This is a genomic window from uncultured Tateyamaria sp., from assembly GCF_947503045.1.
In the GTDB taxonomy this organism is placed as follows: Bacteria; Pseudomonadota; Alphaproteobacteria; order Rhodobacterales; family Rhodobacteraceae; genus Tateyamaria.
Genome location: NZ_CANNCF010000002.1, coordinates 95,491 through 122,128, shown reverse-complemented (window position 1 = coordinate 122,128; position 26,638 = coordinate 95,491). Strand labels below are relative to the sequence as shown.

Annotated in this window: 29 protein-coding genes; 9 read left to right on the top strand and 20 right to left on the bottom strand. The window is 58.9% G+C overall.

Going from position 1 to position 26,638, the window contains the following annotated elements:
- Nucleotides 1-11 precede the first annotated feature (11 nt).
- Together Q1A89_RS09050 and Q1A89_RS09045 are read left to right on the top strand one after the other, a co-directional pair.
- Nucleotides 12-2,057 (top strand): hydantoinase/oxoprolinase family protein, encoded by a 2,046-nt coding sequence (locus Q1A89_RS09050; protein WP_299726537.1) that lies wholly within the window; start codon nucleotides 12-14, stop codon nucleotides 2,055-2,057.
- On the top strand, nucleotides 2,054-3,700 hold the full coding sequence (locus Q1A89_RS09045; protein ID WP_299726534.1) for a hydantoinase B/oxoprolinase family protein: 1,647 nt from the start codon (nucleotides 2,054-2,056) through the stop codon (nucleotides 3,698-3,700). Before Q1A89_RS09050 ends, Q1A89_RS09045 begins: the two co-directional genes overlap by 4 nt.
- 39 nt (nucleotides 3,701-3,739) lie before the next feature.
- On the opposite strand, the gene Q1A89_RS09040 is transcribed toward Q1A89_RS09045, so the two are convergent.
- Nucleotides 3,740-4,345 carry a TetR/AcrR family transcriptional regulator gene (locus Q1A89_RS09040; RefSeq protein ID WP_299726530.1) on the bottom strand — a complete coding sequence of 202 codons (606 nt, stop codon included), beginning with the start codon at nucleotides 4,343-4,345 and terminating at the stop codon, nucleotides 3,740-3,742.
- Nucleotides 4,346-4,416: 71 nt separating this feature from the next.
- Between Q1A89_RS09040 and Q1A89_RS09035 the strand changes: the two genes are divergently transcribed.
- The 3 genes from Q1A89_RS09035 to Q1A89_RS09025 all read left to right on the top strand — a co-directional run bounded on the left by Q1A89_RS09035 (nucleotide 4,417) and on the right by Q1A89_RS09025 (nucleotide 5,930).
- Nucleotides 4,417-4,953: a peroxiredoxin-like family protein gene (locus Q1A89_RS09035; protein WP_299726527.1), complete on the top strand. Its 537-nt coding sequence runs from the start codon at nucleotides 4,417-4,419 to the stop codon at nucleotides 4,951-4,953.
- Between the two features lie 96 nt (nucleotides 4,954-5,049).
- On the top strand, nucleotides 5,050-5,472 hold the full coding sequence (locus tag Q1A89_RS09030; protein WP_299726524.1) for a nuclear transport factor 2 family protein: 423 nt from the start codon (nucleotides 5,050-5,052) through the stop codon (nucleotides 5,470-5,472).
- 50 nt (nucleotides 5,473-5,522) lie between these two features.
- Nucleotides 5,523-5,930: a hypothetical protein gene (locus Q1A89_RS09025; protein WP_299726521.1), complete on the top strand. Its 408-nt coding sequence runs from the start codon at nucleotides 5,523-5,525 to the stop codon at nucleotides 5,928-5,930.
- 32 nt (nucleotides 5,931-5,962) lie between these two features.
- On the opposite strand, the gene Q1A89_RS09020 is transcribed toward Q1A89_RS09025, so the two are convergent.
- From Q1A89_RS09020 to Q1A89_RS08995, 6 genes are all read right to left on the bottom strand, one after another.
- On the bottom strand, nucleotides 5,963-6,715 hold the full coding sequence (locus Q1A89_RS09020; RefSeq protein WP_299726518.1) for a SagB/ThcOx family dehydrogenase: 753 nt from the start codon (nucleotides 6,713-6,715) through the stop codon (nucleotides 5,963-5,965).
- 4 nt (nucleotides 6,716-6,719) lie between these two features.
- Nucleotides 6,720-8,024: a YcaO-like family protein gene (locus tag Q1A89_RS09015; RefSeq protein WP_299726515.1), complete on the bottom strand. Its 1,305-nt coding sequence runs from the start codon at nucleotides 8,022-8,024 to the stop codon at nucleotides 6,720-6,722.
- The gene (locus Q1A89_RS09010; protein WP_299726512.1) at nucleotides 8,014-9,129 is read right to left on the bottom strand and encodes a TOMM precursor leader peptide-binding protein; all 1,116 of its coding nucleotides are present in this window, start codon (nucleotides 9,127-9,129) and stop codon (nucleotides 8,014-8,016) included. Before Q1A89_RS09010 ends, Q1A89_RS09015 begins: the two co-directional genes overlap by 11 nt.
- Nucleotides 9,077-10,972, bottom strand: coding sequence for a RiPP maturation radical SAM C-methyltransferase (locus Q1A89_RS09005; protein WP_299726510.1), 1,896 nt, complete (start codon nucleotides 10,970-10,972; stop codon nucleotides 9,077-9,079). Before Q1A89_RS09005 ends, Q1A89_RS09010 begins: the two co-directional genes overlap by 53 nt.
- 59 nt (nucleotides 10,973-11,031) lie before the next feature.
- A complete protein-coding gene (locus Q1A89_RS09000) occupies nucleotides 11,032-11,454 on the bottom strand; it encodes a hypothetical protein (RefSeq protein ID WP_299726507.1) in 423 nt (140 codons plus the stop codon).
- Nucleotides 11,455-12,045: 591 nt separating this feature from the next.
- Entirely contained in the window at nucleotides 12,046-12,432 is a 387-nt protein-coding gene (locus Q1A89_RS08995; protein ID WP_299726504.1) for a RidA family protein, read from the bottom strand.
- A 331-nt stretch (nucleotides 12,433-12,763) separates the two neighbouring features.
- Here Q1A89_RS08995 and Q1A89_RS23495 point away from each other — a divergent pair, with 331 nt between their 5' ends.
- Nucleotides 12,764-13,015: a glyoxalase superfamily protein gene (locus Q1A89_RS23495; RefSeq protein WP_366524489.1), complete on the top strand. Its 252-nt coding sequence runs from the start codon at nucleotides 12,764-12,766 to the stop codon at nucleotides 13,013-13,015.
- On the opposite strand, the gene Q1A89_RS08990 is transcribed toward Q1A89_RS23495, so the two are convergent.
- The 6 genes from Q1A89_RS08990 to Q1A89_RS08965 all read right to left on the bottom strand — a co-directional run bounded on the left by Q1A89_RS08990 (nucleotide 12,978) and on the right by Q1A89_RS08965 (nucleotide 18,174).
- Complete coding sequence (locus Q1A89_RS08990) at nucleotides 12,978-13,715, bottom strand: LysE family translocator (RefSeq protein ID WP_299726502.1); 738 nt, start codon at nucleotides 13,713-13,715, stop codon at nucleotides 12,978-12,980. The genes Q1A89_RS23495 and Q1A89_RS08990 overlap by 38 nt on opposite strands.
- Before the next feature lie 75 nt (nucleotides 13,716-13,790).
- Entirely contained in the window at nucleotides 13,791-14,681 is an 891-nt protein-coding gene (locus tag Q1A89_RS08985; protein WP_299726500.1) for an SRPBCC family protein, read from the bottom strand.
- 156 nt (nucleotides 14,682-14,837) lie between these two features.
- Nucleotides 14,838-16,514, bottom strand: coding sequence for a DUF4166 domain-containing protein (locus Q1A89_RS08980; RefSeq protein WP_299726498.1), 1,677 nt, complete (start codon nucleotides 16,512-16,514; stop codon nucleotides 14,838-14,840).
- Nucleotides 16,511-16,912 carry a DCC1-like thiol-disulfide oxidoreductase family protein gene (locus Q1A89_RS08975; protein ID WP_299726496.1) on the bottom strand — a complete coding sequence of 134 codons (402 nt, stop codon included), beginning with the start codon at nucleotides 16,910-16,912 and terminating at the stop codon, nucleotides 16,511-16,513. The genes Q1A89_RS08980 and Q1A89_RS08975 overlap by 4 nt, the downstream gene beginning before the upstream one ends.
- Nucleotides 16,913-16,917: 5 nt before the next feature.
- Complete coding sequence (locus Q1A89_RS08970) at nucleotides 16,918-17,565, bottom strand: DUF4166 domain-containing protein (RefSeq protein WP_299726494.1); 648 nt, start codon at nucleotides 17,563-17,565, stop codon at nucleotides 16,918-16,920.
- A 48-nt stretch (nucleotides 17,566-17,613) separates the two neighbouring features.
- Nucleotides 17,614-18,174 (bottom strand): MarR family transcriptional regulator, encoded by a 561-nt coding sequence (locus tag Q1A89_RS08965; RefSeq protein WP_299726492.1) that lies wholly within the window; start codon nucleotides 18,172-18,174, stop codon nucleotides 17,614-17,616.
- Nucleotides 18,175-18,518: 344 nt separating this feature from the next.
- Here Q1A89_RS08965 and Q1A89_RS08960 point away from each other — a divergent pair, with 344 nt between their 5' ends.
- Together Q1A89_RS08960 and Q1A89_RS08955 are read left to right on the top strand one after the other, a co-directional pair.
- Nucleotides 18,519-19,100 (top strand): GNAT family N-acetyltransferase, encoded by a 582-nt coding sequence (locus tag Q1A89_RS08960; RefSeq protein ID WP_299726490.1) that lies wholly within the window; start codon nucleotides 18,519-18,521, stop codon nucleotides 19,098-19,100.
- A 131-nt stretch (nucleotides 19,101-19,231) separates the two neighbouring features.
- Nucleotides 19,232-19,633 carry a nuclear transport factor 2 family protein gene (locus tag Q1A89_RS08955; protein WP_299726488.1) on the top strand — a complete coding sequence of 134 codons (402 nt, stop codon included), beginning with the start codon at nucleotides 19,232-19,234 and terminating at the stop codon, nucleotides 19,631-19,633.
- 99 nt (nucleotides 19,634-19,732) lie between these two features.
- Here the strand turns inward: Q1A89_RS08955 and Q1A89_RS08950 are convergent, their stop codons facing one another.
- The 3 genes from Q1A89_RS08950 to Q1A89_RS08940 all read right to left on the bottom strand — a co-directional run bounded on the left by Q1A89_RS08950 (nucleotide 19,733) and on the right by Q1A89_RS08940 (nucleotide 21,784).
- Entirely contained in the window at nucleotides 19,733-20,821 is a 1,089-nt protein-coding gene (locus tag Q1A89_RS08950) for a nitroreductase family protein (RefSeq protein ID WP_299726486.1), read from the bottom strand.
- Between the two features lie 120 nt (nucleotides 20,822-20,941).
- Nucleotides 20,942-21,418, bottom strand: coding sequence for a GyrI-like domain-containing protein (locus tag Q1A89_RS08945; RefSeq protein ID WP_299726484.1), 477 nt, complete (start codon nucleotides 21,416-21,418; stop codon nucleotides 20,942-20,944).
- A gap of 90 nt (nucleotides 21,419-21,508) precedes the next feature.
- Complete coding sequence (locus Q1A89_RS08940) at nucleotides 21,509-21,784, bottom strand: 2TM domain-containing protein (protein ID WP_299726482.1); 276 nt, start codon at nucleotides 21,782-21,784, stop codon at nucleotides 21,509-21,511.
- 180 nt (nucleotides 21,785-21,964) lie between these two features.
- Between Q1A89_RS08940 and Q1A89_RS08935 the strand changes: the two genes are divergently transcribed.
- A complete protein-coding gene (locus Q1A89_RS08935) occupies nucleotides 21,965-22,867 on the top strand; it encodes an alpha/beta hydrolase (RefSeq protein WP_299726480.1) in 903 nt (300 codons plus the stop codon).
- Between the two features lie 322 nt (nucleotides 22,868-23,189).
- On the opposite strand, the gene Q1A89_RS08930 is transcribed toward Q1A89_RS08935, so the two are convergent.
- From Q1A89_RS08930 to Q1A89_RS08915, 4 genes are read right to left on the bottom strand one after another with little or no spacing between them, the layout of a single operon-like run.
- Entirely contained in the window at nucleotides 23,190-24,272 is a 1,083-nt protein-coding gene (locus Q1A89_RS08930) for a BMP family ABC transporter substrate-binding protein (protein ID WP_299726478.1), read from the bottom strand.
- 29 nt (nucleotides 24,273-24,301) lie between these two features.
- The gene (locus Q1A89_RS08925) at nucleotides 24,302-25,222 is read right to left on the bottom strand and encodes an ABC transporter permease (protein WP_299726476.1); all 921 of its coding nucleotides are present in this window, start codon (nucleotides 25,220-25,222) and stop codon (nucleotides 24,302-24,304) included.
- Nucleotide 25,223: 1 nt separating this feature from the next.
- Nucleotides 25,224-25,529: a hypothetical protein gene (locus Q1A89_RS08920; protein WP_299726474.1), complete on the bottom strand. Its 306-nt coding sequence runs from the start codon at nucleotides 25,527-25,529 to the stop codon at nucleotides 25,224-25,226.
- Nucleotides 25,526-26,611: an ABC transporter permease gene (locus Q1A89_RS08915; RefSeq protein ID WP_299726472.1), complete on the bottom strand. Its 1,086-nt coding sequence runs from the start codon at nucleotides 26,609-26,611 to the stop codon at nucleotides 25,526-25,528. Before Q1A89_RS08915 ends, Q1A89_RS08920 begins: the two co-directional genes overlap by 4 nt.
- Nucleotides 26,612-26,638 lie beyond the last annotated feature (27 nt).

The following is a 26,638-nucleotide window of genomic DNA, read 5'->3' as shown; positions in this document are numbered from 1 at the left end:
AGGCACCCCGCGTGGCCAGAGACAGAATAATCGGCGTGGACGTTGGCGGCACCTTTACCGATCTGGTGACGATTGATGGCGAGTCCGGTGGCATTCGCATCGCCAAGACTCCTACAACACTGGATAATCAGGCCTTTGGCGTGATCAATGCGCTGTCCATCGCCGAGATCGATTTGGCAGACGTCGATCTGATCGTGCATGGCACGACCACGACCACCAACGCCGTGCTTGAGCGCAAACTGTCAAAGACCGGGCTGATCACGACAGCCGGTTTCCGCGATGTGCTGGAGCTTGGGCGGCGGACCCGCCCGCAGCCTTACGGGATGAAGGGACAGTTCTTTCCGATCATTCCGCGTGATCTGCGCCTGGAAGTGGCCGAGCGCATGGATGCCGGTGGCAACGTTCTGACGCCGCTGGATGAAGCCGCATTGCGCGACGCCCTGCAGGCACTGCTTGATGCGGGTTGCGAAGCGTTGGTGATCCACTTTCTGCATGCCTATGCCAACCCCGCCCATGAGCTGCGCGCGGCAAAGATCGCGTCGGACATCTGGCCCAACAGTTACATCACCACAGGTCATAGCCTGCTGTCGGAAACCCGCGAGTTCGAACGTGGGGTGACGGCGGCTGTCAACGCCTCGGTCCAACCCTTGTTGGAACGGTATGTAGCCCGGTTGCGCGACGAATTGGCCAGTAGGGGATACAAGGGCGACGTTCTGGTGATGAACGGCAACGGAGGGATGGTGTCATCCCGGCTTGTGGCGCGCGAGGCGGCCAAGACGGTGATGTCCGGGCCCGCATCCGGCGTCATGGCGGCGGCCTATACCGGTGTGCGGGCGGGCGAAAACAATCTGCTCACCTATGACATGGGGGGCACCTCCACGGACGTGGCGCTGATCCGCAATGGTACGCCGCCGATCTCAAACGAGATCGAGATCGAATATGCCATGCCCATCCATGTGCCCATGGTCGACGTGCGCACGGTGGGGGCAGGCGGCGGATCCATTGCATCGGTTAATGCGGCAGGCCTGCTAGAGGTCGGACCGGCAAGCGCAGGCGCTGATCCCGGCCCCATCTGTTATGGCAAGGGCGGGACGGACCCCACCATATCGGATGCCAACATGCTGCTGGGGCGACTGAATCCTGACAAGCTGAACGCGGTCGCGGGCGGTGTTGGCCAAGATCAGATTGCGCAAATTTTTGCAGATAGGCTGGGCGCGCCACTCGGCGTTGACGCGGTGCAAGCCGCCGAGGCTGTGATCCGTGTGGCCAACGCCAAGATGGCTGGGGCCATCCGCATGGTCTCTCTCTCGCTCGGGGCCGATCCGCGCGATTTCGCGCTGTTTGCCTTTGGTGGGGCGGGGCCATTGCACGCGGCGGACCTTGCGCGCGAACTGGGTGTGCCCCGTGTGCTGATCCCGGCGCGACCGGGCATGACCAATGCGCTGGGCTGCGTCGTCGCTGATCTGCGCCATGACTACGTCCAGACCGTCAATCAGCCGCTTGGATCGGACGATGTCAGCGTCATCCATGATGTCTTTGCCCAGCAGATTGCGGCAGGCGAAGCCGCATTGGCCAAGGAGAGCATCACAATCCAAGACATTCGCAAGGACTTTAGCGTTGATATGCAATTCCTGGGCCAAAGCCATGTGGTTCGCGTGCCGCTTGGACATGCGACACCTTCTGCGTCCGAACTGCGCGCAGGGTTCGAGGAGGTTTATTGGAAGCGCTTCAAGGTTGAATTGCCGGAAATCCGTGCGCGCATCGTGAATGTGAATACCTCGGTCATTGGTGTGCGTGATCCGGTGGACCTGTCGCGTCTGATCGACCCCGACGGTCGGCATGACGCGGCCACTCCGGCGGGCCGTCGTTCCGTGGTCTTTGACGGCGCGGCGCATGACACGGCTGTTTACTGGCGTGATCATCTGCCTGCAGACACATCCTTTGCCGGGCCTGCCATTGTCGAACAACTCGATTGCACCGTGCTGATCCCTCCGGGCGATACGGTCACGTCCGGGGCGGACGGCAATCTGATCATCCACATCGGGGGCGCGGCATGAGTATTGATCCCATCACGCTGTCGGTCATTCAGGCCGGATTGCAACAGGTCTGCGATGAGATGGACCTCAGCTTTTCCCGCGCCGCCTTTTCGCCGGTCATAGCCGAGGCAAATGATCGGTCGGACGGCATCTACAGTGCCGTTGACGGCGCGCTGATTGCACAAGGGGCCGGGGGGTTGCCGGTGTTTGTCGGCACGATGCAGTATTCGACTCGCGTGCTGATCGAAATGATCGCCGCAGGTACCGTTGCAGCACCGAAGCCGGACGACATTTACATCGTGAACGACCCCTATCTGGGCGGTACGCATCTGATGGATGTACGCTTTGCCAAGCCGTTTTATCGCGAGGGCGAAATATTTTGCTGGCTGTCCAACACCGGTCACTGGCCGGACACGGGCGGAGCCGTTCCGGGTGGCTTCTCCGCCTCTGCCACTTCGGTCGAGCAGGAGGGGCTGCGATTGCCGCCCGTGCGTCTGTTCAAGGAGGGGGTGCTCGACCCGGAGATCTACAGCATCATTTGTTCGAACATCCGGGTCGCAGATCAGCGGATTGGTGATGTCAAAGCGCAGGCGGCGGCCTTGACGGTTGGTGAGGAGCGGTTGAATGCCCTGCTGGACCGCTACGGCGATGATGTGGTGCAGGAGGCGATTGCAGAACTGCGCAGCCGGGCGGAGACGCAGATGCGCACGCTGATCGACGGAATTCCTGACGGCACCTACACTTCGACTGCGTGGATCGACAGCGATGGCGTGGTGAACGAACCGCTCGCCATCCGGCTTTTGATCCGCAAAACGCCGGGGCACCTGCAATTTGACTTTTCCGAAAGCAGCCCGCCGTGCAAGGGGCCGATGAATTCGGTTCTGGCGACAACCCTGTCTTCTGTCTATCTGGCGATGCGCCATATCTTTCCCGAAGTGCCGATCAGCGCAGGCGCCTTTGCCCCGCTGGAGGTGTTGCGGCCCGAAGCCACGTTCCTTGATGCGCAATATCCGCGCCCGGTCTCGGGATGTGCCGCCGAAGTCTCGCAGCGGATTGCCGAGGCCGTGTTTGCCGCGCTGGTGGCCCCTTTGCCCGACCGTGTGACAGCCGCGCCGGCGGGCACGAGCGGAAACTTCGCTTTGGGCGGATATGACCCTGAGACGGGTCGCGACTATGTCATGTACCAGCTCTCTGGCGGGGGTTATGGCGGCAATGCCGATCATGACGGGATGACAAACGGGTGCTCCACCATCGGGATTTCAAAGGCACCGCCGATTGAGATCATGGAGCAGAATTTCCCGGTTCTCTATCACCGCTATGCCATGCGCGAAGGGTCCGGAGGTGCTGGTATGTATCGGGGTGGTCTGGGTCTGGAATACGAGGTCGAGCTGCGTCGTGGGGCGGCAACGGCGAGTTTCGTGATGGATCACGGGCGGTTTGGCCCGCAAGGCGCATTGGGTGGCTCGGACGGGGCGGTGAATGAGGTCGAAATCAAACGCGGCGATCAGAGTTACACGCCTGAGCATCTGTCCAAAGAACAGGACATCGCCCTCGCGCCCGGAGACAGAGTGTGCGTCAGAACGCCCGGCGGCGGAGGATATGGCGATCCGGTCAAGAGAGACGCTCAGATGATTGCACGGGACAAGCGATTGGGACGGGCCTGAGGGTGTAAGTCAATGGTCAGAGCGGCGACACGCACCAGCCTATGCCAGTACGGCGCTGACATATTTTTCAACATCCTTGGACAATTCAGTGTCCAAAAAACCTGCACGCGCACGGAACACCATGCCTTGCCGAAGATCAAAGAGCAGCTTGGCACGATCCGCGCATGGAAAGTCGGGTGGCAGCGACCCTTTGTCGATTTCATGGGCAAAGCGCGCTGCGATGCGTTGGTCGGTTGTCTCAATTGCATCGCGCAACAGCTCTGCTGTGCCCTCAACGTGACCTGCGCTTGTCGCCACGCATGACGCAAGAAAACAGCCCGTCGCGCCGCTGTCGTGGCGCGTTGAATAGTCAATCGCTGCCAAGAAGAACGCATAGACGGCCTTGCGAATGTCCGGCTCGCTTTCCAATGCAACCAGCGGGGCGCAGGCGTCATTCGAGGCATAGCTGTCGATCGCTTCAAGATAGAGCCCGTGTTTGTCGCCGAACTCCGCATAAAGGCTGGGGCTGTTGATGCCCATCGCGCCCGTCAGGAATTTCATCGACGCGCCTTCGTAGCCCTGTTTCCAGAATACGCCGACGGCTTTGGCCAGCGCCTCGTCCCGGTCGAACGCTTTGGGGCGTCCAACTTTTTTTGTGTCGTTCATTACAAAAGCCCTTGACGATTAGCTGCATGTTCATTCTATAACGTTCATTACAAAAAACAAGGACGGCAAAAATGCAATCGCAAAAAATACCGGCCGGGGCCACGTTCCCGGCGATAAACGTCGCTAGGCTTGGGGGCGGACACCTGACACTGGGCGCGCCCCAAAACGGGTGTGACTGGCAGATGGTCGTTGTGTACCGGGGAAAGCATTGCCCGCTGTGCACGCGATATCTCAAGGAGTTGGAAACACTCTTGCCCGAGTTTCATGCGCTTGGCGTGGATGTCGTGGCCGTCTCGGCAGATCCGGAAGACAAGGCGCGTGATCAGATCGCACTGGTTGAGCCCAGCTATCCAGTTGGGTATGATTTGAGCCTCGCGCAAATGCACGCGCTTGGGCTCTACGTCTCTGATCCCCGATCCGCGCAGGAAACGGACCGGCCATTTGCCGAACCAGGCCTTTTTGTCGTGAATGCGGATGGGCAGGTTCAAGTCACCGACATTTCCAACGCACCATTTGCGCGACCCGATCTAAAGAGCTTGCTGGGTGGCCTTGGCTTTATCCGCAATCCCGAGAACAACTATCCAATTCGGGGGACCCGGGCCGCATAGCGCCGAGAACCCTCGTTCAAAATCAATGACCTACCTCGAAAGGACAAGCTCATGCGCTTGATATCCGCTCTCTCTAGCTGTGCCGTAACTGTTTCGATGGCATTGCCAATCTATGCAGAAACAGAGGCGCAAGCCAAAACGCGTGAGAGCCTGACAGCGTTCAATGAACGTTTCAATGAACTCGCCGCAACACATGACGCTGCAGGTCTGATCGACCTCTACCACGAGGAAGCATATTGGATCGCGCCCGCAACGCGACCGGCGCAGGGGCGCGATGGTGTGCCGCGTCAGACGATCACGTTCATGGCCGAGAACAAGGGCGAACTTTCGCACACTATTGAGGATCTGTTCATTTCTGACGATGGCACGCAGGCCGTCATGAAGGGCGTGACCAGGGCTGCGGTCGAAAGCCAGGGATTTCAACTCGAGGGGACGTATATCTACGTTCTTGAGCGCGAAAACGAGAACGCGCCGTGGCGGATCGTGTTGGACATGTTCAGCAACTACGCCGTCGAATGATTTTCGACCTTCCCCCCCAAATACCAATCGCTCCTGAAAGGAGAAATGCAATGGCAATGACTGAATCCCACCCGAATGCAGCGGCGGTAAAAGAGGCGCTGGATGGCTTGATCCACGGGGTCTCTGGCCACTCGTTCGAGGTGCTGGACGCCCTCTATCATCAAGACATGCAGACCTATGTTCTGTTGAATGACAACACCCTGATACGCAACGATAAAACCGGATTCATGGAGTTCATCAGGGGCAACATGGGCGCACTCAAAGACGATAGCCCGTGGGTCAAATATCACCTTGTCGAGGCTGATGACACGCACGGTCATATTGTGATCAGCCGCAAGAACGACGCGACGGGGCGCTATCAGCTTATCTCGCTCAGCATCGACTTTGTCTTTGAAGACGGACGGTGGCAGATCGCACGTGAGATCGTAATGACGCGTGATGAGGCCGTTGACGACTGACGTAAAGGCCAAGGGGCCACGCCCAAATGCAGCTATCGGTCTTGAGGATGGCCAATCGCCACCGAGTAGAGGACCCCGGCCTTGAGTGGATCGAGCTTCAGTTCACGCAGCAGCGCGCTGTCGACATAGCCGCCCATGACCAGTGAGCCGAGCGCGAGATCGACGCTGGTCAGGCATATGTTTTGCGCGGCGTGACCCGCTTCGAGCAGCATGTAGCGATAGCCGCGCGGGCCGTATTTGCTCTGGCAATGCTCGAACCGCGCGGCGAGGCAAACCAAGGCATTGGCCTTGGCGACGAAGCCGTGCGTGTAGAATACCTGGTCCAGCCCCTCGAACCCATCGCGCGTTTCTCGCAACAGCATCCGACCGCGCAGTCCATCATAGAAATAAAGCCCGTCCTCCATGCCGCTGACCGACTGGGTAAAGACATAGACGTCCAGCGCGTAAGACCCGCCTGCGGATGGCACTGACCGCCGCAAGGGCAACAGGTTGGTGTCTTGCGGGTCAGCCGAAACCAACCCGTAGGCAGCATGCAAAACGCTGGACAATGCATCCAAGGACAAAGGCTCACCAGAAAACGCACGCACCGAGCGTCGCCCGGCGATCAGCTGTGACAATGCGGTTGTCTTGGGTTTGGGCAGATTGATCGGTGGACCAGAAGGGTCGGGCAGAGGAAATTCCTGCACATAGGGTTCGGCCGTATAGGCCTGATCATTTCGCCACGGCTCGGAATTGAGATGGTAGAGCAGGGACAGGCTGGACTGGTCGTTGGCGGGAATCATCATCGCATCACGCCATCGGATGTGGACAGAGGTTGAGTTCTTCGGGCGTCGCTGGTTGCTCCCGCAGCCCCAATGTCACCGGCAAATCAAACAGCCTGCGCCCGCCCAGGCGTTCCTCGCGATAGCCGAAATGTATTGGCTGTAACCCTGTGGCGAGCGTGCGGGCCACGCGGTAGCCCGCTTGCGCCACATCGGGCAGTGTCAGATCGATGGCGGCGACCCGCGACCCGGCTGCGATCAGACCCTCGATTGTCCGCTCCAGATCACCCTCGACCGAACCGGTGGACGCGCTCGGAATGTCTAACAGGGCGGTGGTTTTGCCGCCCGCCCTGAGAAATCCGGTTTCATGGGCATGTTCGGGCAAGGCGTGGAATGCGGGATGATCTTCCAGCGTTTCGATGTCCTCATATCGGGCGTAGCTACGAGTCTGATCCCGGTCGGCGAAGCGTTGTATCTCCGAAGGGCGGGCCTGACACAGTTCAAACAGCGCCTGTTCGACAGCCGCTGATGGATCCAGCCGACATCCCATGCCGACCACCTTGTGCGGATGCGCCGGGTTCTCATCCGTGGCCATGGCAAGGACAACGCTTTGAGGTTGGTCGGTGGGCAACAGGAACAGCTCCACCTGCAATTTCATAAGCCGATAGCGCAGCAGGATGTCACCGGACACGCCTGCGTCTTCGGGCACGTCGATCCGCGTGCAGGGCAGTCGGTTTGCCCAGGTGATGATCAGCGCGTCGCGTTCGATCAACTCGTTAAGCCCACCGAGGATCGCGGCATCCAAGGTCGCGCCCGCCGCCAGCCCGTTGGAGGTTGCGGGTGTAAAGAAATCCCCGGCACCTGCGATCGGTTGGGTGAGGTAAACCATGCTTGCAGGCAGGGTGACCAGTTGCCCATCAGGCAGCAGCTTGCCACTCACCCAATGTATCGGTGCATCAGGGTCCCAACGGTTATAGGGAAAGCCGGGCGCATTCATCCGGTCCTCGCCATAAAGCACCAATTCATCAGGCGTGATCACGGGGCCCGACAGATCGCTTAGCCGGGCGGCAAAGACCCGATCATGATCCCAGTGATAGGCGCAGTACCGCTCCACCGCTTCGCCCAAAGCGGACAGCTTGGCATCGCGTCGCGTTCGGCCCTTACCGGCATTGATGCGGTCCGCCGCGTGGGCGTTGCGGAAATCGTAATGTGCCAGCATCGCCGTATACAGAAAGGGCGGCGCGGGTTCCTCTGGCCCGCGTTGCTGCGGGCTGAGATTGGTCACCAGCCCGGTATGCGGACTGACGAGAATGTCCCATGGCTCAAGATTCATGACTGCCACCTGTGCCGTGACAGGCCGGACACCACGGTTTTTTGAGAACCATGTGCCGCTGGGTTTCCAGTGTCGCCAGATTGATTGTGAGAACCCGACCAGTGAGGGCAGGTTCGGTATATCCCGCAAGCGTGGCAAGGACCTCCAGCCCGAGGTAATGCGCGGCAAGACCTGCGGAAAAGACGGTCGACTGGCGCTGAGCGCCCACATCTTGTTGCGCCTTGTCCATATACTTTTCGTGGGCAAAGGCCGCCTCGGGATTGCCCGCCGTGGCAATCGCGCGCATCCGGTAGCACATGAAGCAGGCGGTGTGGTCCGGGACCACTCCGGGGCCCACGATTGTCTCGACGCCTTCCTGTTGCGTCGATATCCAGCTGCGCTTGTCGGCGAGGCACACCTTGTTGAGCTTGTAGCTGAGGTTCACCAGTCCCGGATCAAGGCAGGACACCACATATGTGGCCCCGTCAATTGCGGCGCGGATATCGTCCTCGGTTTCCAGCGGTTTGGTCAGCGGTGCGACGGCCAGTTGCGGTGCCTTGGCCGCGAGGGCGTCGGCGAGTGCCTCGGCTCGAGGGCGACCGATATCTGTCAGGCTGTACGCGGCGCTGAGGTAGATGTCCGATTGAGTGACCTCACCCGGGTCAATCGCGATCATCCGACCAATGCCGGCAGAGGCCAGCCCCATGGCCGTCGTCGCGCCCGCACCGCCAAGTCCCAATATGGCGACGGTCGATTGTTCGAGCCGCTTTTGCAACAGCTCGGCACCGCCTGGCAGGTCATGGAACAGGTTGGTTTGGGGCGCGCGGGGGTCGTCATTGACGTCTCCACCCTCGACCAGCACGCCCTGCTGCCCGAGGGTCGCTAGCGCCGCGTCGAGATCGTCGGCATCAAAAATATCGGAGGTACGTTCACGGATTTCGATGATCGGGTGGTTTCCGTCAAGCAGAGGGACCACATGTCGCTGGAACTCGCGAAAGGAATGCCCCTTCAGCTTGATCTTACGCTGTGGCGAGGCGATGCGCAGTACCTCGTCGCCCGAGGCGTCCGGGGGCTCAGACCAGATCGAGTAGTGCCCCAGTATCCTTGGTCGCTGAAAGCTCGGCATGGGCAGTCCTTTCGTCGTCAGTCAGGTCGGGCGGGCGCTTGCGGAAAACAGGCAAGGAGAGGTAGCGGCCATCGTCCTCGGCCATCAGTTTGTCGGCGACGAGCGTATCGAGCGCGTCTTGAATAGCCGCTTCTGTCTCGCCGAGGGTGCTGGCAAGGGCCGCAGGTTTTGCCGCGATGTCGCAGGCCACAAGTAGCTGTGCGGCGAGGCCGGATAGGCTGCGTTCAGGCTTTGTTGTGCAGGCGCGGGTGTCCTCGATCTTGATGCTGCCGTCGGACAGGCAATGCGCGTCCAGCCTCGCGCGGTCTTCGCCATTGAATTCTGCCCACCACGCCGTCACCGCGGATTGAACCGGTCGGACGTAAAGGTCGGGATTGCGCCCATCCTCGTAGTCGAAGTCAAAATAATAGGCGAGTTCGGACAGGTCCTTTCGGCCCAGCGGGAAGACGTAAAAATAGGCCTGCGCAGGGCGCATCCGGGCAAAGCCAAAATCATCGGCGCGGCTGTGGAACGGGCTGAACCGGTCCAGCCTCAGCCGCGCGCAGGAATAGGGTGGTTTCAGATGTGACAGGCTGGGCAAAAGGGTCGCCATGCGCGCGTATTCCTTCTGGTCCTCGCCCGGAAAACCGGCAAGAAGGTTCCACGCCGCGTCGATGCCAATCTCTTCGCACCAACGCAAAAGCTGGATGTTCTGAAAGCCGGTGCACCCTTTTTCCATCAGCTTCAGGACACTGTCGGAAAAGCTCTCGATCCCCGGCTGAATCTGGGTCAACCCACCCGCTTTCATTTCCGAAAGCTGGGCGTAACGCAGGTTGGCCTTTACCTCGTAGAAAATGTCGAACGTGATGTCGGACGCGGCGAGCAGAGGGAACAATTCGCGCACGTAGGTCATGTCCAGAATGTTGTCGACGCAGCCGAACCGCGGCACGTCATAGGTGCGCGCGAGCGTCGTGATCTCGTCGTAGGCGCGCTTGGCCGTTTTGGAACGAAAGGCCATGGTGTCGCCGTTCAGGCCGCAAAAGGTGCAATGGTGTTTTGCGCCCCACCAGCAGCCGCGCGACGTCTCGATCACCAGATGTGGTTCGAATTCCGGGTGGTTCAGTTCGGATGTTTTGATGCCTTCGAAATACCCTGCAAAATCGGGCAGGGGCAGCGCGTTCATGTCCATCACGGGGGCCGAGCGAACGGCGCGGTCCATCCGACTGCGCGACAGCACCCCGGGCACGGGGCTGTCATCGCCAGTCTCGATGGCGGTCAGCAGGCGTGGCAGGCTGACGTCACTTTCACCGGAACAAATATAGTCGATCCACGGCATGGCCCGGATCAGTGCCAGCCCCATCTCGCCCTCGCAGTTCGCCCCGCCGAAGATCACGAGCGGCGGGTCGGGCAGGGCCTTGAGACGCTTGGCGACGGCAAGGCTGGGACAGGTCTGGTGGAAGGTGGATGTGAAGCCCACGACATCAGGATCATCGGCCATGATCCTGTCCACGCAGGCCTCAAGGAACGCATCGCGATGGGTGCGCGCCTCAAGCAGATCGGACACAGTCTCGGGGTCCGCGCCGAGTTTGGGCAGGAAGACGTCGTTCAGATAGTCTTGGGAGTCGGGGATGTCACCGCCGAAAACGTCGTCCGCAAAGAACCATTCGCCCACCAGCATTTCAGGCGGCCAGGCGCTGGCGATCCGTTGATAAAGCGGCAGGCCCAAAGTGGAGGCAAGCGCGAGATTGCAATAATCCACCCGCGCCTCGTGCCCCGCCTCTTGCGCCGCGGATGATAACAGACTGACGCCGATACACGGCCTTCCCGCATCGGCGAAAGGCATCACGGCAAAAACAATACGCATGCAGCCGTCCTTTCGACAGACGTGCCCTAAGACCCCTAGGTGGGTTCAGGCACCAAGGATCAGCTACCCAGCGAACCGAAGCCGCCGCCTGCGATTGGACCCGGCAGGCCGCCGCCGCATTCGTTAATGCATTGGTTGATGCACTGGCTGACGATCGTGCACGGATTGACAACGGTGCAAGGTCGGATCGTGCACTGGGAGATGATCGTGCAGGCACTGATGACCGTACACTGGCGAATGGTACACTGGTTGATGATGCAGTTTGCGACAATGCAGTTCCCCGGCACCGGGGTCAGTCCGGCCGGGTTTCCACCGGCAGCAGGTGCGGCGGTCGCAGTTGCAGCCGCGGCTGGTCCCCCCATTAGAGAGGCCACTTTGTTGAACGCCGCCATCTCTTCTTCGGTGACGTTCATCGCGGACATCTTGTCCTCAAGTTCCGCCACACGCATTTCGAGGGTTCTGTCTTTTTTGGATTCAGCCATAAAAATTTCCTCCGCTCTAAAGAATAAATTCTGAACGTTCGGCACCCTGTTATCGGGGTGCGGCACAAGGTTTTTCAGCTGTCGTTTCAGCTGGTAAAACCCGCGCCGTAACGAAGGTTAACGTATCACATTTTTGTCATTGAAGGAAGATCACAGTGGGCAGCATCACGTGCGAGGTTCGCCAAACGGTTGCACTGATTCAGAGGCGTGGTCTGATCCGGAAATTGTCCGCCCGGGTTTTTTGGTCTCACTTTAAGACGATGAAATACAGCCGCGATCTGGGAGTTATGTATATTTTTCAATATGTGCAGGACGCCTGGTTTAAATTCTTGGCTTGGTTGAATGGCGTCTCTGATGAGTTTTGCGCAATGGATGAAAGAGCCGCCTCAGTGTCCGCGCTCCTCTCGGATACCTGCCGCTGCAACTCCTAGTTGGAGTTCTTCCGTCCTGAGTCGCAGCACAGATTTTTCTTCGTAAAGGGGCATCCAAATTGGGTCAGGCGACTCAGCAAATTCAAGCTTGAGATGTATGCTGTTTGTCCAAACTTTGAGGGGAGCATCGCAAAGTGGCGCCTTGTCTCGCAGATGCCGGTCAAGTCTTGCGGGCAATGCATTTGATCTCCACGACGGCACCGTCTCGCACAAACCCGGTGACCTCGATGGCCGTCCATGCCGGATAGGGTTCCTGCACGTATTGTTCGCGAATGCTCCGGAATTGCTCGAGGTGATCGCGCAGTCCGACATGGTAGCTTGTCATCTCCACGAGGTGCTCAAAACCTAGTCCGGCTTCCTCTAACACCGCCTGTATTTTGGCGAAGACCGTTTCGATTTGTTCTGCTGGGTCATCAGAGTATTTCCCATCCGCAGAGGCGCCTGTGAAGCCGGTCATGAAGACAAAACCGTCATGCTGCAACCCGGGCGACATTTTCCAGTCGGTGACGTATGTATCCAAAGTGGGTGGAACAATCGCTTTTGGCATCTCGATACGTCCTTCGCTTTGCGCTTCCGGCCACGTGTAGCACCGGGACCCAATGCTATGAAACAGGCCTTTGGAGGCGGATTGGGCCGATGCGTTCACAAACCCTTATCCCAATTTTGAAAAACACGCGTCAAAGGGTATAGCCGAAGGACGGCTCCATCCTGATCTGGCCAAACTCTATCTGGTGCGCGGATTTCATGACAGCCGGTTTTTTTGCAACTCTGTGCATGTACGCGGTATTGATGGTGCTGAACCCAAGGCCCGTTGAGGGCCCCATACGCCGTTGGTTCAGCGATTTCCAAACCCGACAAACGCCCAGCACACCTGATGTCTGCGCTCTGTCAGGCCGAAAAAGGAGCCACATCGCGGACACGCGACGTCCCTCCGCAACGCAGGCAAAGGGCCAAGCGCGGCGCCTGCAAATAAAGGTTCGCCAATTGAGCACGCCAAATCGCTCGAATTAGTCGCCAAAAACTATGGTTTCCGCGATTGCATCACGATGTATGCGGCCATCCGTCAGAAACCAGCCAACGCTTGCCCAACCGCTATTGCCGATTCAGTGCCAGGCTGGTTCCGAGCATGACAAGAACGCTGCCTCCAACGCGTTGAGCAATTCGGTTGGCCGCGCCCGATTTCTTAAGGGTCGTTGCGACCTTGTCCGCCAGAACAACGCAAAACGCGTCAGCCGTCGAGAACATCAGATTAACAATCGTGCCAAGGATCAAAAGCTGCGCCCAAATGGGCAATGAAGCGCTTGGATCCGCAAATTGTGGGAGAAAGGCAACAAAGAAGAGCGCTGTTTTCGGGTTCAGCACTTCGACTGTTACACTTTCCCAGAACGCTCTGGCCGGGGTCTTGGGCGCTACGGAAATGCTATCCGAACCGGCAGGTTGGTCGCCCAGGAACATCTTGATCCCCAGCCAGATCAGATATCCCGCGCCTGCCAGCTTAAGACCGAGATACAGAGTGGGGATCGCCTCGAACAGAACCGCGAGGCCAATTGCAGCGGCGAGCACGTGTACGTAACCGCCCAGATGTATCCCCAGTGCAGCGTACCAGCCTGCGCGACGTCCACGCGCGATTGTCTGCGCGGCAGCATAGAGCGTTGACGGCCCCGGCATGTAGGCAAAGACGCTGGTTGCGATGAGGAATGCGAGGAACGTCTCGACGGAGGGCATGTTTGTTCTTTCGAGGGTTTGCGTCGTGAATAGGTATTCCACCTTGTCGATCGTGCATATCCCTAAGGGCCTGCAATTGCAGTACCCAAAGCGATTTCGTCCCATTTGTCCCGAGGAAGCCGCCCAGACAGCATGAGCAAGCGGGCCTTCCTATGCCTCACCGGACATCAAGGCACCAACTTATGCCTTGGCTTCACTCTCCATCCGCGTGGCCCAGCCATCTGCGAGATCAATGAGGACGCCTTTGAATTGCTGTTTGGCAATGGCACTGAACAACCATCTGGCAACCGGATTCCCCTTGGGTTCTGCAATAATCTGGATGTCGAATTCAGAACCCAGCGGATGTTGCTCGACCGTCCAGCGGCCGGACAATTCGGCAATCGGGTAGGGATAGTCTTCTGCCTCGGTGTGGATGCGAAAGCCGAAGGATTTGCCAGGCTCAAACACGTCGCAGGTTTCCTCCCAGTTTTCGCCTTTCGGGCCGTAACACCGCCGTTTCATACCCAACCCGTCGCCTGACATCACCTCGACCTTGGCGATGTTGCTGGCAACATCCGCATAGGCGGGATGATCGGTCATCACGTCCCAAACGGTCTCGGTCGGTGCCTTCACCGTGCGTTTGACTGATGCATAAAGCTTCCCGTCGCGCATGGTGACCTCCGCAATCGGGACGGGCTTGGTAATCTTGGCGGCCGATGCGAACTGCGCGATGGCGAAGAATGCGACAACAATGGCGACCGCCGTGACGATCAAGAGGCCCGGCGTGGTGAGCAAATCACCAAAGAACGCAATCAACACGACGCTGCCAACCACCCAAATGGTATCCAGCAAAACGATCTCGTTCACGGCCGCCCTAGTCACAAAGCGGTTGCGGGCCAAAAACACCAGCAGCGCGGAAAACCCAATGAGGCCAAGACCCATCAAGCGCAGTGCAAGCGGCATCCAGTTTTCAGGAAATTCAATAAGGATCGGGGCCAGCATGCCCGCGGCAACAAGCGCCATCAGGCCGTTCAAACCAGAGAATGCCGCGTTCATTCCAAGGAAACGACGGGCAGCGCGTGAGTGTGTCATGATGAGTCCTTTGTGGTTCTGAGTTCGCGGATCAGACTCGCACTCAAACCGTTTGGTCTCAATTACGTCTCAGGTAAGGGAATGCGTGCCGAATCCGCTCTGTTCGATTTGCGGATTGAAACGCCGCGACCTGCTCGCGATGCGACGGGAGTTGGTTTATCCCTTGCGATCGGGCGCCAACCAGCCGCGATAGTGAATGAGCTGTCCGAAGATCGGTACCGAGAGCTTTACGTCGAAGTGAAAGCGGCCCATTTCATCCACGTATTCGCGCGTGTCAGAGCGAGGGGCAAGGACTCTGGGCAATGGCAGCTTTCCAAGCCACCATTTTGCAAGAGGCATTCGAAGGCCGTCGGCGTCCTGCGCGAGCCTGAGCGCAAATGAAAACGGCGCAAACCGTTCGACAATCATGCCGTTGCCCGAATGGCTGAGGACGGACGTCATTGATTTGTTTGCAAAGGTCCGTGTCCAAACCTCAATCGGCATGCCATGCGACGATTGTTTCCGGTCTATGCTGACGGTTACCGGCACGGCCTGACCTGTCTGCGGAAACCCAAAAAGTCGTGCGATCACTTGCGGTAGTATCCCGGCCCCCCTTTCGACATCGGCCTCTCCCGACCAAAGCACAGGTCCGGACGGGGCATGAAACTGCTGCAAGCACTCAGGCAGAGCCTTGATCGCCCGCGCCCCAAGGGCCTTTTCAAAGATACTCTGATCCGTTTGAACCACGGACGTGGCGGTCTTGATGTCATAGGCCTGCATTTCTTGCAGGATGTCTTCAAGCGACAGTGCGGAATGCGCGAAACCGGCGCCTGCGCCCACAGTGCACGACAAGAGTTTTCGGATGGCGGCAGCCGCGGGCAGGATCGGAATATATGGCCCATGGTCTTGCCGCGCGACGAGCGACCATGTCGCTTGCGTCATCACGCCGTCTGCATTGAGCCCGCAGATGTCGACCAACATGCCACCCGAAGACGACGTTGGAATCCGGGTGATTTGGCGCGCTTTCAGCAGCACTGGGATCAGCGCGATTGGTGAGCCGATAAGCTTGTGTTTGCACAGCATTGCAATCGCTTCGATCCCGCGCTGCTCGACCCCGGATTCCAGCCCCGCAGAGAATGACACACGCGACTGCACATCCAGAAGCGGGCCAACGTATTCCGCGTCAAAGGTCTCAACCGCAGCCACACGCCGCCGCCCGAGGCCGGGCAGATTGATCCGTTTGGCATTCCGCCAGCCGGTCGTTTGCGTCAATCGCCCGTTTGACCAAAGCGGCACATCCTTGCCCGCATAGCTCAAGATGGCTTCGATCACCGACCTGCCGACCTCACTTTTGCCACCCGGCGTAATGGCCATGTCAATGGTATCGACCCGCTGCCATCCAAGGGTGAGATGCCTGGCCACAGATGTCGACAAGGTCGGCGTTGAGCTGGCACCACTCAGCGCGCAGACACCGTTCTGGCGCGCCGTCACATCCAGCGCGGCGCCAAATCCGGCAAGGTAGTCGCGCGCGTCGGCGAGGTCGATGAAATGCGCCCCTGCTTTCAGAACTGCCTGCGCCGTCTCATATCCCGCACCTTGAAACGGGCCGGAACAGTCCACGACGATGGAAGGCCGAATTTGGTCAAGTTGCTCTTGCAGGTTCACCTGACTGTCGAGCGCGATGGGGTGCAGCGTGGCTTGCGGACTGGTCAGCGTCTTGATGAAGGCCGTGGCCTTTACGGCACTTCGCGATGACACGTTCAGCACAAGGCCCCGCTGGCTGGACAAATGACGCACGAGCCGCTTTCCGAAGACGCCGGTGCCACCAATGATCAGGACGTTTGGAGCGGTCACAACACAAACCTGTGGCGCTGGTCTGCCGCGGGCACAATGCAATGGGTGGTCTGGCCAAAAAGTATGTAGCGATTGCGCGCGACACATCGGTAGGCCGCATCGCGCCACGACCTCGGGATCAAGCGGCACAGTCTGGCCACCCATGCCAGACCCTTCAAATGCTGTGCCAAGGCAATCACCGCATCGGAGGCCTCTAACGCACGACCATCTTCGATGAACAGGAATGTGGCCGGATCGTCCGGATCAACGTCATGTTGCCGGGCCAGCGCGCGACCTTCGTCAGACTGGATTGCAACAAATCGAATGGTCGCCGCCTTTTCGTGGCGCAGCGTAAACTGGACACCCCAACTGCACAGCACGCATTGGCTGTCAAAAAGCCAGATTGCGTCGTTTTGCATGGTGATCATTCCTTTGCATCTTGGAACTCGGCGTCCTGGCTGATGACATTGCCGAAAATCGCATGCCGCAGACGCATGGAAAACCGAAACCGCCCCGAGCCCAGATCATGATGGCCGATCACCAAGGCGCCCGGTGCAATTGGCTTTGGAATTTTGATGCGCTTGCCAAAGAGAGACAGGAAGTAGTGATCGCTCTTGAACAAGAGCGCACCGTTTTCCTCGACAACACGCAAGGCCATGCCGATCCCGTATCCGATGTATTCCTCGATCCCGGTGACACCCGCGAACCGTTTCGAGCTGTGGATCATCTGCGGAAAACCAGCAGCACGCCCGTATTGGCGGATCCAGAACTGGCCGTTGCCGGCGATATCTTCGGTGACGATCACAACGGCGGGTTTGCCCGCGCAGCTCATGTCATAAGGCAAAGGTGCTCCGATAAGGCGGGTCACCTGGGCCAAGGCCCATCCGGCCCAGTTCATCTCAATGTGGGTCACAACGCCTTGGTAGGCGACGCTGACACCGCCGCGTACGCGTTTGCCAAAACGGCGCCGGACGGCCGAGGGCAGCCTCATCCAGCTGTCATGTCCCAGCAGATCGCTGAAACGGTGATCGTCCATCGGCAGGTCGGGGTGGGGAACAGGGCGTACTTGCATAATCGTAACTTTCGAAAAGAGTTGAGCGTAACGGGCGGGGTGCGCGCGTTACTCCGACTTCTTTCCGGTGATGGAGAGCAGGGAAATCACCTTGTTGCCCATCTTCATCAGCATTTTCAGCTTGGATTTCGGAACGCCCAGCATCTGATCGTACCAGCCGTCCACAACGTGCAGGAATTCCTGCATTTCCTTCATACGTGCCAATGCGATTGGGTCCGGATTGTCCTCGGCTTCTGCGGCGGCCACGCAATCAGACAGTACCCGCATCGCCGGGTCGATTTCCCGTTCCTTGCGCCCTTGCGCGACGCGGGTCGCGATTTCCCAGACATCGCATTCGGCCTCGAAATGCTCGCGTCGGTCGCCAAGAATGGGAACGCGGCGGATCAGTTTCCACCCGACCAATTCCTTGAGCGAATTCGAAACGTTCGAGCGCGCAATCCCAAGCCGGTCGGAAATTTGTTCGGCGTTCAGCGGCGAGTCGCTGAGAAACAAGAGCGCCTGGATTTGCGCCACGGATCGGTTCACGCCCCATTGGCTGCCCATGTCCCCCCAATACAGGATGAACTGGGCTTGTGCGGCGGATTCGGTTTTTACTTTAATTTCTGTCATGACAGAAATATCGGATATTACAGTTGAGATGTCAATAGGTTTGATTTGAGGTCGCCCGGAGTGGCTCAGATCGGCGCCACGCTTCGCCGAGTACTGGCCTGACAAATCGGAAAACCTGCGGTCTTTGGCTTTCCTGAAACACACACGTGTTCCGAGTGGGATGCAGGACGTGGTGGCCGTGTAGGCTTGGTGTTTCCGTGGGTGAACATCGGATGCGCGATGGGCTCCTTTTGGGGGCAATGCTGCCAGCCATGAACTGCAACGCGCACCCATTCCCTGCATTGATAATCATCAAGCCACTAGGAACCACTCCAAGGTATCAAGGCAAAGAAACGGAGCTTCCTATGCCAGTAACGATCCGAAAGGCGACGCCAGACGATGCGCCCCTGCTTGTGCGCGTTGTCGATACGGCCAGTGGTAGTGTTGTACCGACGCTCTGGGCTGAGATGGCCCCGCCGGGCTTGGATGGATCCCGCGCCGGGCTCGGGCTTATTATGGCCGAGGATGGGGACTTCAGCTACACGAACGGGTTTATCGCCGAACGCGACGGCACGGAATTGGGTGGATTGATCGGTAACGTCCTCCCACCCACTCCGCAGCCCATCAGTACTGACGTTCCCGAGGTATTTGTCGGTGTTGAAGCCCTGGCACAGCTCGTGCCGGGCCATTGGTACATCAATTTCATGGCCGCACTGCCCGATTTTCGACGCCAAGGCGTGGGCACTGCCCTGCTGAACGAGGCTGAAAAGCAGGCACGAGGTTGCTCTTGCCCGGGCCTCGCGTTGATCGTTGCCGCGTCAAATGAGAATGCCATACGGGTCTACCAAAAGGCCGGATACGCTGAACGCGCGCGGCGCCCGTTCGACCTGTCTGCTTTTGGCGAACAACCAACGGAAGCGGTGCTGATGGTGAAGAAACTGCGCTAGCTGTCCGCGTGCCACCCGTTTTTGACATCCCAGCTCTCGCTATGCTGCGAACTGGAATGCGTGAACCAAGGCTGCCGCGTCGCTTAAGACTGAGTTGCGCCAATCGGTGCCATATCCGGAAAGGCAGGGCCATGACCGATGATCATCCTAACCTCGCGGTTCTGAAGCGGCTCGATCTGGCGGACTTGAGCGGGTCGGCGGAGCAATTCACTGCGGGTTTTGTTTGGCATTACTTCAATATCGCCCTGCCGGATTTGCATGGCGATTATCAGGGCGCTGCGGGACTCGGTCGGTTTTTCACGAAGCTGACGGCAGACACGGATGGCACATTCCGGATTGACCCTCTGTCCATCGCGGCCTTCGGAGACGAGCTTGTCGTGACCCATGTTCGCGACCGGCTGGTGCTGGACGGACAGTCAATGGCGATTGACGCGGTGGTTGTATGGCGCATCGTTGATGGTCTGATCACTGAGGCATGGGATATTCCGGCGATCAACACCGCCACGTTCTTGGACAACGCCCAAGACAAATGATCGGGGCCGGTTTGACCGTCCCACCCGGTCGACGAGGAAACCGCACGCGATTTGTCGATAGGACCACGTTTGGCGGGTATGCACACAGAGGTCGGAGTTTCAGACCAGCAACGAGTCAACAGGCCGACGCAACGACATCGGCAACGCGGGCGCCCGGCCAAAGCGGATGACAAGATCGGGGCGCCGGTCAGGCAGATCGAGCCAACGCGCAAACTCTTGGCGCAGTTCTGGGACTTCGATTGGCTGGTTGATATGGGCGTTTCTGATGCCCAGGGCCGTCGCCTGAAGTGCAAAACGCTCAAAGCTGCGCCCGACATTGATCCAATGGGCCGGGTTGGCCTTGTCCGCGACGAACACCGCAACCCCGGCAGAGGATCGCACATGATCGCGATACTTCGCGTTCTCGTTGTCCTTGGTGAAAACCGCGTCGAACAGGCGGCCACCGAGCCATTCCGGCAGCGCAGGATTTCCTGAACATATGCTGAATAGGCCGTCTCCCATCTGCACCGCCTTATCGGGGCTGAACCTTAGCCAATCGCGCAGTTCTGCGATAAAAGCGGGATCGTCCATCTGGGCGCTGTTCCCTGCAACGACAAACTCAGCGACCGTTTCAAGCTGCGCGGCTTCGGTGAAGAACAGGACATCTACCCCCTCTCGTTTTGCGGCGGCTTGCAAAAGGCTGAGGTCTTCGGTCGAGACCGGCTGTCCGTCATAGGCCGACCGCGTCGACTGGCGCAGTGGTATGGCCTTGTACAGGGTCGGGTCATCTGGCTGTCCTGCGCTGAGGCGAATATCGATCACGGGGAAGCCTTGGGCGACATCAAGCGATACGTCACAATTCTGGCCATGGGCACGCGCCGCGATGACAAGGTTTTCTGCCGCACAGCCCAGGCTGACGTAAAGGTGGTGATCATCCGGATCGACGACCTCGGTCCTGCGTGTGAAATCGGGCAGTATCTGGACGCCTTTGTTGGTCAGCCGGAAGGTCCACGGCTGGGTATTGTGTCCATTCGCAGCCAATGTGGCCATGCGCAAGAGGTCTTGCCGCGTTGGATCGCCGGACAGGAGGTGCCGCTGCCGCGCAATCGCATCGTCATACCCGTCAAGGCCTGGCCACAGGGCATATCCAACACCTGCAAGGGCAGCGGCAGATGCGGCTGAGGTGATCAAGGTTCGACGCGAAAGCATGTCGGTCTCCATTCCTCTTTCAGGTCACATTGGTCGCAGTCTGATCAGTGCTGCAGCGTCCGGCACGACCACGTCGGCGAAAAACACCACGATATCCCATTTCCCCTCCGACGCCCGACTTCAGGTTTGCTCAACCGTCACGAATATCTCGGTTTCAAGTTCATCCTCCGAGGACACCTCGTCTGGTTCGTTGAGGTAGATCTCCCAGGTCGGTGCGCCGGCCGTCATGCCGTTCTTGGCCAGGTATTCCATCATGTCGCCGTAGCTGATGCGCAACATGGAATAGGGTCCGCGATGGATGTAGTTCAGGACCTTGCCCGCAGGCAGCACATCGCCCTTTACGTCACCTTCGGCCTTCTTGGCGTCTTCAGCCGAAACGAAGAACCCGGCGCGAAAGGTCATGACCTGCGGATCGTAGGTGTAGTAGGCGGACAGCGCTTTGCCCGCACTGGTGATCCCTTTTTCTGCGATCAGGTCGCCGACCGCCTGAAAGGCCATCCCCATATTCTGGCTGATGTCGCCAGGGTCCATCGAGCAGCTCCGTTCGCAATAGAGGTAGGGCTGCGCGTCGACCTCAACCAGTTTGTAATCTGTCATGATGTGACCTTTCCTGAGTTAACCGCGGAGTTGTTTGAAAACTGTCGGATCGATGCTGGCCGCGCATTAGGTGCCGCCCCACAGCGCACCTCAAAAGCGAGAGTGGGGTTTGCCCATCTCTTTTGCGATCATCGCATCTGTAACCGCGAAGCGGCCAGGCAAGACGACGGCAAAAATGCCGTGCAGCGCGACGGCGACCCCCCAACCCAATGCGGGCCAGTGAACCCAGATTGTGCCGGAAGACGTGACAAAGTTGATGACCGCAAGAAACAGGATGACCGCGATGTAGACGGCCAGATGGGTGTAAAACCCGATCCGCGCCTCGATGCGGTCTTTTGCGGCTTGATATGCTTGGGACTGCTCCATGGCCGATCACTTTCAATGGGGCTTTCGGTGGCAACGTACCGAGCCGCCGACGCGCGGTATTGAGCAATATCAATCTACATTGCTCAGTCGATTGTATCCCAGCCTTGTCAGTCGATTTTCGCCAAGGAAATCGAGCCTTCACTCACGCGGGAGTGCCGCTGCGCAAACAAAAAGACGATCTTGGACAAGACCCCTTTTCATCCCTTTCGCTCACCAGAAGCGAAGCTGGAATATCTGAAAGCGTACGACCATCAGGCTGAACAATGGCCACTCCCATCGGAGTCGCGGATCGTTGACACCTCGTTTGGTCAGACATTCATCCGCGTGCAAGGTCCTGCCAATGGTGCGCCACTGGTGCTTCTGCCCGGCGACACGGAAACCTCGCTGTCATGGTTGCCAATTATCAAGCCACTTTCCAAAGGTTTCAGGACCTATGCGATCGACCACATCTACGACAACGGGCGCAGCGTCTATTCCAAGGCAATGACGCGCCCGGCGGATTTTGTCGTCTGGCTTGATGAGGTTTTTAATGCGCTGGGTTTGGAGCGGATCAACCTCGTTGGATATTCCTATGGCGGCTGGCAGACTGCTCTTTATGCGCTGGCACATCCCGGTCGCGTCAAAAAGCTGGTTTTGCTGGCGCCGTCGTCCACAGTGCTTTCACCTGGCCCCATCATGCTGGCAAGAGCGATCCTTTATCATTTCCTGCCGTTCCGTTTTGTCGCCAGAATCTACTTCCATTGGTACGGACCAGATGCCGTGAAGGACGACCAGACCCGTTCGCGTATCGACGAGATGGTCGAAGAGGACCTCCTTGCACGGCGATGTTTCAAAAAGCGCAAATTCGTATTCCCGACGCGATTGAGCGATGCCGAGTGGGCAAATCTGGCCGCACCGACGCTGTTTCTGGTCGGTGAGAACGACAAGACCTATTCCCCTGCGCGTACCGTGAGTCGTCTGCATCAAGTCGCGCCCGCTGTCGTCGCGAAAGTCGCCCCGAACACCGATCACTACATCACGCTGACGAACCCGGATTGGGTTGTCGAGACCATGCTTGGTTTTCTCCGGGGCTCCGAAGATTGATGCGCGTGAAGCCACGTCGGTCCAAAAAAGATCGCATTCGACGAGTGGATTAGGGGATCATCGGTACTGATTTCGGGATCAGATATGTCAACCCGCTACGAAAGCCGATCCACGTCAGACCACCACTTCCAAGCGTTGTATCGCAGTTCATTCACACGCACCGATCCGCCCACGACGCGGCAAGCGTCTTGGCGGCGTTTGGATCGGCGCGCACCCCACGGTCACTGGAAAGCGCATTTCGGTGCCGCTGACAGATGCCAGGCCTCACAACGAAAAAAGGCCCCGCGCAGTGCAGGGCCTAAGGTTTCTCAAGTGACGCCGCTTATTGCGGGATTTCGCCTTCGATGCCTTCGACATAGAAGTTCATGCCCGCGAGCGTTCCGTCATCTGCCGTCTCGCCATCGGCCAACCATGGGGACCCGTCTTGCTTGTTCAGCGGGCCGGTGAAGGCGTGGTAGGACCCGTCCGCCAGCGCGTCTTTCAGCGCGAGCGCTTCGGCTTTGACATCCGCAGGCACCGCGTCAGAGATTTCACCGATGCCGACCATGCCAGGGCCGATACCGTCCCATGTGTCCTTCTGCTCCCATGTGCCGTCCATCACAGCACGTGTGCGCGCGATGTAGTAGGGTGCCCAGTCGTCAATGATCGACGAAACCCGTGGGAATGGCGCGTATTGGCCCATGTCCGAGGCTTGCCCGAAGGTCACGACATTGCCAGCTTCTTGGGCGGCGGCCTGCGGGGCAGTCGAGTCTGTGTGTTGCAACACAACATCCGCACCCTGTTCGATCAGAACCTTGGCAGCGTCCGCCTCCTTGGCGGGATCGAACCATGTGTAGACCCAGATCACCTTGAATTCGACGTCCGGGTTGACCTTGGAGGCGTGGATATAGGCCGAGTTGATGCCCCGGATCACCTCAGGGATCGGGAAGGACCCGATGTAGCCGATGATGTTGGACTTGGTCATGTTGCCCGCAATGTGGCCCTGAATGGCGCGCCCTTCGTAAAAGCGGGCCGAGTAGGTCGACACGTTCGGGTGCAGGCGCTTGTAGCCTGTGGCGTGCTCGAATTTCACATCCGGGAACTTGGCCGCGACATTGTTGGTCGGGTCCATATAGCCAAAGGAGGTGGTAAAGATCAGGTCCGCTCCGTCCAGCGCCATCTGCGTCATCACGCGTTCGCTGTCCGGGCCCTCGGCCACGTTTTCGACAAAGACGGTTTCGACCTTGTCGCCGAATTCCGCTTCGACTGCTTGGCGACCCTTGTCGTGTTCGTAGGTCCAGCCGCCGTCGCCGACGGGGCCGACATAGACAAAGCCGACCTTGGTTTTTTCATGCCCGTCGGCGATCGCGCCCCCGGCAAAGCCAAGCGCGAGCGCCGCACTGGCCATCAGTGTGGTGAGTTTCATGAGTAGGATTCCCCCTAGTTGAGCGCCTCTTATCCTGAGACGTGGAATGTGCGCCCCAGTGAGCCGGGAGCGCGTGATTTGTCGCTGGACAGAATCACCAGAACGATGATCGTCACGATATACGGGGACATTGCCAAATACTCGACCGGAATGGCAACGCCCGCGCCTTGCAGGTTCAACTGTAACTGGGTGATTCCGCCAAAAAGATAGGCACCCAGCAGCACTCGCCATGGCTTCCACGAGGCAAATACAACCAGAGCGAGGGCGATCCAGCCCACGCCTGCCGTCATGCCTTCGGTCCATTGGGGCACCCGAATGAGGCTGATATAGGCCCCGCCCAGCCCCGCGCAGGCCCCGCCGAACATGATCGCCGCGGTGCGGATACGCTTGACCTTGTATCCCAGCGCATGTGCCGCGTCGTGGTTTTCGCCCACCGCGCGCAGGATCAGCCCGGCGCGGCTGAATTTCAGCGTCGCCCAAGTACCTGCGACGATGACGAGGCCGATATAGACAACCAGATCATGGCCAAAGAATATCGGCCCGATCACCGGGATGTCCGCCAGTGGCCCCAGCGGGGTCGCCTCGGTCCGTGGCGGTTTGATCCCGACATAGCTTTGGCCCATCAACGCCGACAAGCCGAGCCCAAAGAGTGTGAGCGCAAGACCCGAGGCGACCTGATTGGCCAGCGCAACTTGCGTCAGAAACGCAAAAAGCAGGGACAGCACCGCGCCCCCGATGGCCGCAGCGATGAACCCAACGGTGGGCGAGCCTGTATTGACGGCAATGATGAAGCCGCAAACCGCGCCCGTGATCATCATCCCCTCGACACCGAGGTTCAAAACGCCTGCGCGCTCGACGACCAATTCTCCGATGGCGGCCAGCAGGATCGGCGTGGCCGCCGCGATCATGGCGGCGATCAGAAGGATGGGGTTGATGGCAGAGAGGTCCATGTCAGAACACCCCCGAATGCAGCAATATGTGGGTTGACCCTATGGCGAGGGTCGCGCTCGCCAGCATCACGGCCATATGTCGCACATTTGGACGATGTAGCCGCATCAGAAAGTGCCGCAATCGGGGTGACGCGATCGGGGGCAGAATGGCGATAATGGCAATCACCACGATATGTACCCCGACAAAAGCGGCCAAAGCGCCGAGGCCGAGCGCACTGCTCTCCAAAAGTTGCATATGAAGCATCCAAAGCATCATCAGGCCCATTGCGGCCCCCATGAACGCTGGCAAAAGTATTTTGCGTATCATGTTGCAACTTCCCCCGTTCCAAACCGCACGCGGTAGTTCGTCAGCACATCCAGCGCGAGCAGGAAGAACAAGAGCATCCCCTGAAAAACCTGTATCGCCGCCGCAGGCAGACCCAGCTGGCTTTGCGCGATGTCTCCGCCGATATAGGTCAGCGCCATCAGCAAGCCTGCGGCCACGATCCCCAGCGGATTGAGACGACCCAGAAAGGCCACGATGATCGCCGTGAACCCGTACCCTACGTTGAAATCAATGCTGATCTGCCCCGCGGGCCCCGCCACTTCAAACATGCCCGCAAGCCCTGCGAGCAACCCCGAAGCGCCAAGACAAAACAGGATCAGCCGCGCCGGATTGACACCACCAAATTTGGCGGCGCGTGGCGCTTCGCCCGTCACCCGGATGGCAAAGCCCAGTTTGTGCCGGGTCAGCATGATATAGGCAAAGATCACCGCGATCAGCGCCGCAACCACCCCCCAGTGCATGCCGGTGCCCGCGATCAACTCGGCATTATGGGCCGACGGATATTGCTGCAGGTTGCGCGAGCCGGGAAAGCCGAATCCTTCAGGATTCTTGAGCAATCCCAGCGACATGGACGCCAAAAGCTGTTCGGCCACATAAACCAGCATGAGGCTGACAAGGATCTCGTTGGTGCCAAATTTCACCTTGAGAAAGCCCGGAATGAGCGCCCACAAACATCCGCCCAAAGCCCCTGACAACACCATCAGCGGAAAGATCAGCACAGACTCGATTGGATAAAAGGCCAGCCCCGCTGCCGCGCCGCAGATGGCGCCAACAATGTACTGCCCCTCGGCGCCGATGTTCCAGATGCCAGCTTTGAACCCAAGCGCCAGACCTATGGCAATCAGCACCAGTGGCGCGCCCTTGATCAACAGTTGCGGGCGGTAAAAGAACGAAAACTCGCCAAACAGCGGCTCCCAGAAAATCGTGAGAATGGATTGGATCGGGTCCTTGCCGAGGGCGGCAAACAACACGCCGCCAAAGATCATCGTGGCAACAACGGCGAGCAAGGGCGTGGCCCAGGACATGGCCTTCGACGGCTGCGGCCGTTTCTCAAGGCGGATCATTGTGCCTGCCCTTCATTGTTCCAAAAA

What these genes read in the sequence shown, in the direction of transcription:
- Q1A89_RS09045 (WP_299726534.1), top strand. Translation starts at nt 2,054, where the DNA reads ATGAGTATTGATCCCATCACGCTGTCGGTCATTCAGGCCGGATTGCAA.
- Q1A89_RS09040 (WP_299726530.1), bottom strand. Translation starts at nt 4,345, where the DNA reads ATGAACGACACAAAAAAAGTTGGACGCCCCAAAGCGTTCGACCGGGAC.
- Q1A89_RS09035 (WP_299726527.1), top strand. Translation starts at nt 4,417, where the DNA reads ATGCAATCGCAAAAAATACCGGCCGGGGCCACGTTCCCGGCGATAAAC.
- Q1A89_RS09030 (WP_299726524.1), top strand. Translation starts at nt 5,050, where the DNA reads ATGGCATTGCCAATCTATGCAGAAACAGAGGCGCAAGCCAAAACGCGT.
- Q1A89_RS09025 (WP_299726521.1), top strand. Translation starts at nt 5,523, where the DNA reads ATGGCAATGACTGAATCCCACCCGAATGCAGCGGCGGTAAAAGAGGCG.
- Q1A89_RS09020 (WP_299726518.1), bottom strand. Translation starts at nt 6,715, where the DNA reads ATGATGATTCCCGCCAACGACCAGTCCAGCCTGTCCCTGCTCTACCAT.
- Q1A89_RS09015 (WP_299726515.1), bottom strand. Translation starts at nt 8,024, where the DNA reads ATGAATCTTGAGCCATGGGACATTCTCGTCAGTCCGCATACCGGGCTG.
- Q1A89_RS09010 (WP_299726512.1), bottom strand. Translation starts at nt 9,129, where the DNA reads ATGCCGAGCTTTCAGCGACCAAGGATACTGGGGCACTACTCGATCTGG.
- Q1A89_RS09005 (WP_299726510.1), bottom strand. Translation starts at nt 10,972, where the DNA reads ATGCGTATTGTTTTTGCCGTGATGCCTTTCGCCGATGCGGGAAGGCCG.
- Q1A89_RS09000 (WP_299726507.1), bottom strand. Translation starts at nt 11,454, where the DNA reads ATGGCTGAATCCAAAAAAGACAGAACCCTCGAAATGCGTGTGGCGGAA.
- Q1A89_RS08995 (WP_299726504.1), bottom strand. Translation starts at nt 12,432, where the DNA reads ATGCCAAAAGCGATTGTTCCACCCACTTTGGATACATACGTCACCGAC.
- Q1A89_RS08990 (WP_299726502.1), bottom strand. Translation starts at nt 13,715, where the DNA reads ATGGGACGAAATCGCTTTGGGTACTGCAATTGCAGGCCCTTAGGGATA.
- Q1A89_RS08985 (WP_299726500.1), bottom strand. Translation starts at nt 14,681, where the DNA reads ATGACACACTCACGCGCTGCCCGTCGTTTCCTTGGAATGAACGCGGCA.
- Q1A89_RS08975 (WP_299726496.1), bottom strand. Translation starts at nt 16,912, where the DNA reads ATGCAAAACGACGCAATCTGGCTTTTTGACAGCCAATGCGTGCTGTGC.
- Q1A89_RS08970 (WP_299726494.1), bottom strand. Translation starts at nt 17,565, where the DNA reads ATGCAAGTACGCCCTGTTCCCCACCCCGACCTGCCGATGGACGATCAC.
- Q1A89_RS08965 (WP_299726492.1), bottom strand. Translation starts at nt 18,174, where the DNA reads ATGACAGAAATTAAAGTAAAAACCGAATCCGCCGCACAAGCCCAGTTC.
- Q1A89_RS08960 (WP_299726490.1), top strand. Translation starts at nt 18,519, where the DNA reads ATGCCAGTAACGATCCGAAAGGCGACGCCAGACGATGCGCCCCTGCTT.
- Q1A89_RS08955 (WP_299726488.1), top strand. Translation starts at nt 19,232, where the DNA reads ATGACCGATGATCATCCTAACCTCGCGGTTCTGAAGCGGCTCGATCTG.
- Q1A89_RS08950 (WP_299726486.1), bottom strand. Translation starts at nt 20,821, where the DNA reads ATGCTTTCGCGTCGAACCTTGATCACCTCAGCCGCATCTGCCGCTGCC.
- Q1A89_RS08945 (WP_299726484.1), bottom strand. Translation starts at nt 21,418, where the DNA reads ATGACAGATTACAAACTGGTTGAGGTCGACGCGCAGCCCTACCTCTAT.
- Q1A89_RS08940 (WP_299726482.1), bottom strand. Translation starts at nt 21,784, where the DNA reads ATGGAGCAGTCCCAAGCATATCAAGCCGCAAAAGACCGCATCGAGGCG.
- Q1A89_RS08930 (WP_299726478.1), bottom strand. Translation starts at nt 24,272, where the DNA reads ATGAAACTCACCACACTGATGGCCAGTGCGGCGCTCGCGCTTGGCTTT.
- Q1A89_RS08925 (WP_299726476.1), bottom strand. Translation starts at nt 25,222, where the DNA reads ATGGACCTCTCTGCCATCAACCCCATCCTTCTGATCGCCGCCATGATC.
- Q1A89_RS08920 (WP_299726474.1), bottom strand. Translation starts at nt 25,529, where the DNA reads ATGATACGCAAAATACTTTTGCCAGCGTTCATGGGGGCCGCAATGGGC.
- Q1A89_RS08915 (WP_299726472.1), bottom strand. Translation starts at nt 26,611, where the DNA reads ATGATCCGCCTTGAGAAACGGCCGCAGCCGTCGAAGGCCATGTCCTGG.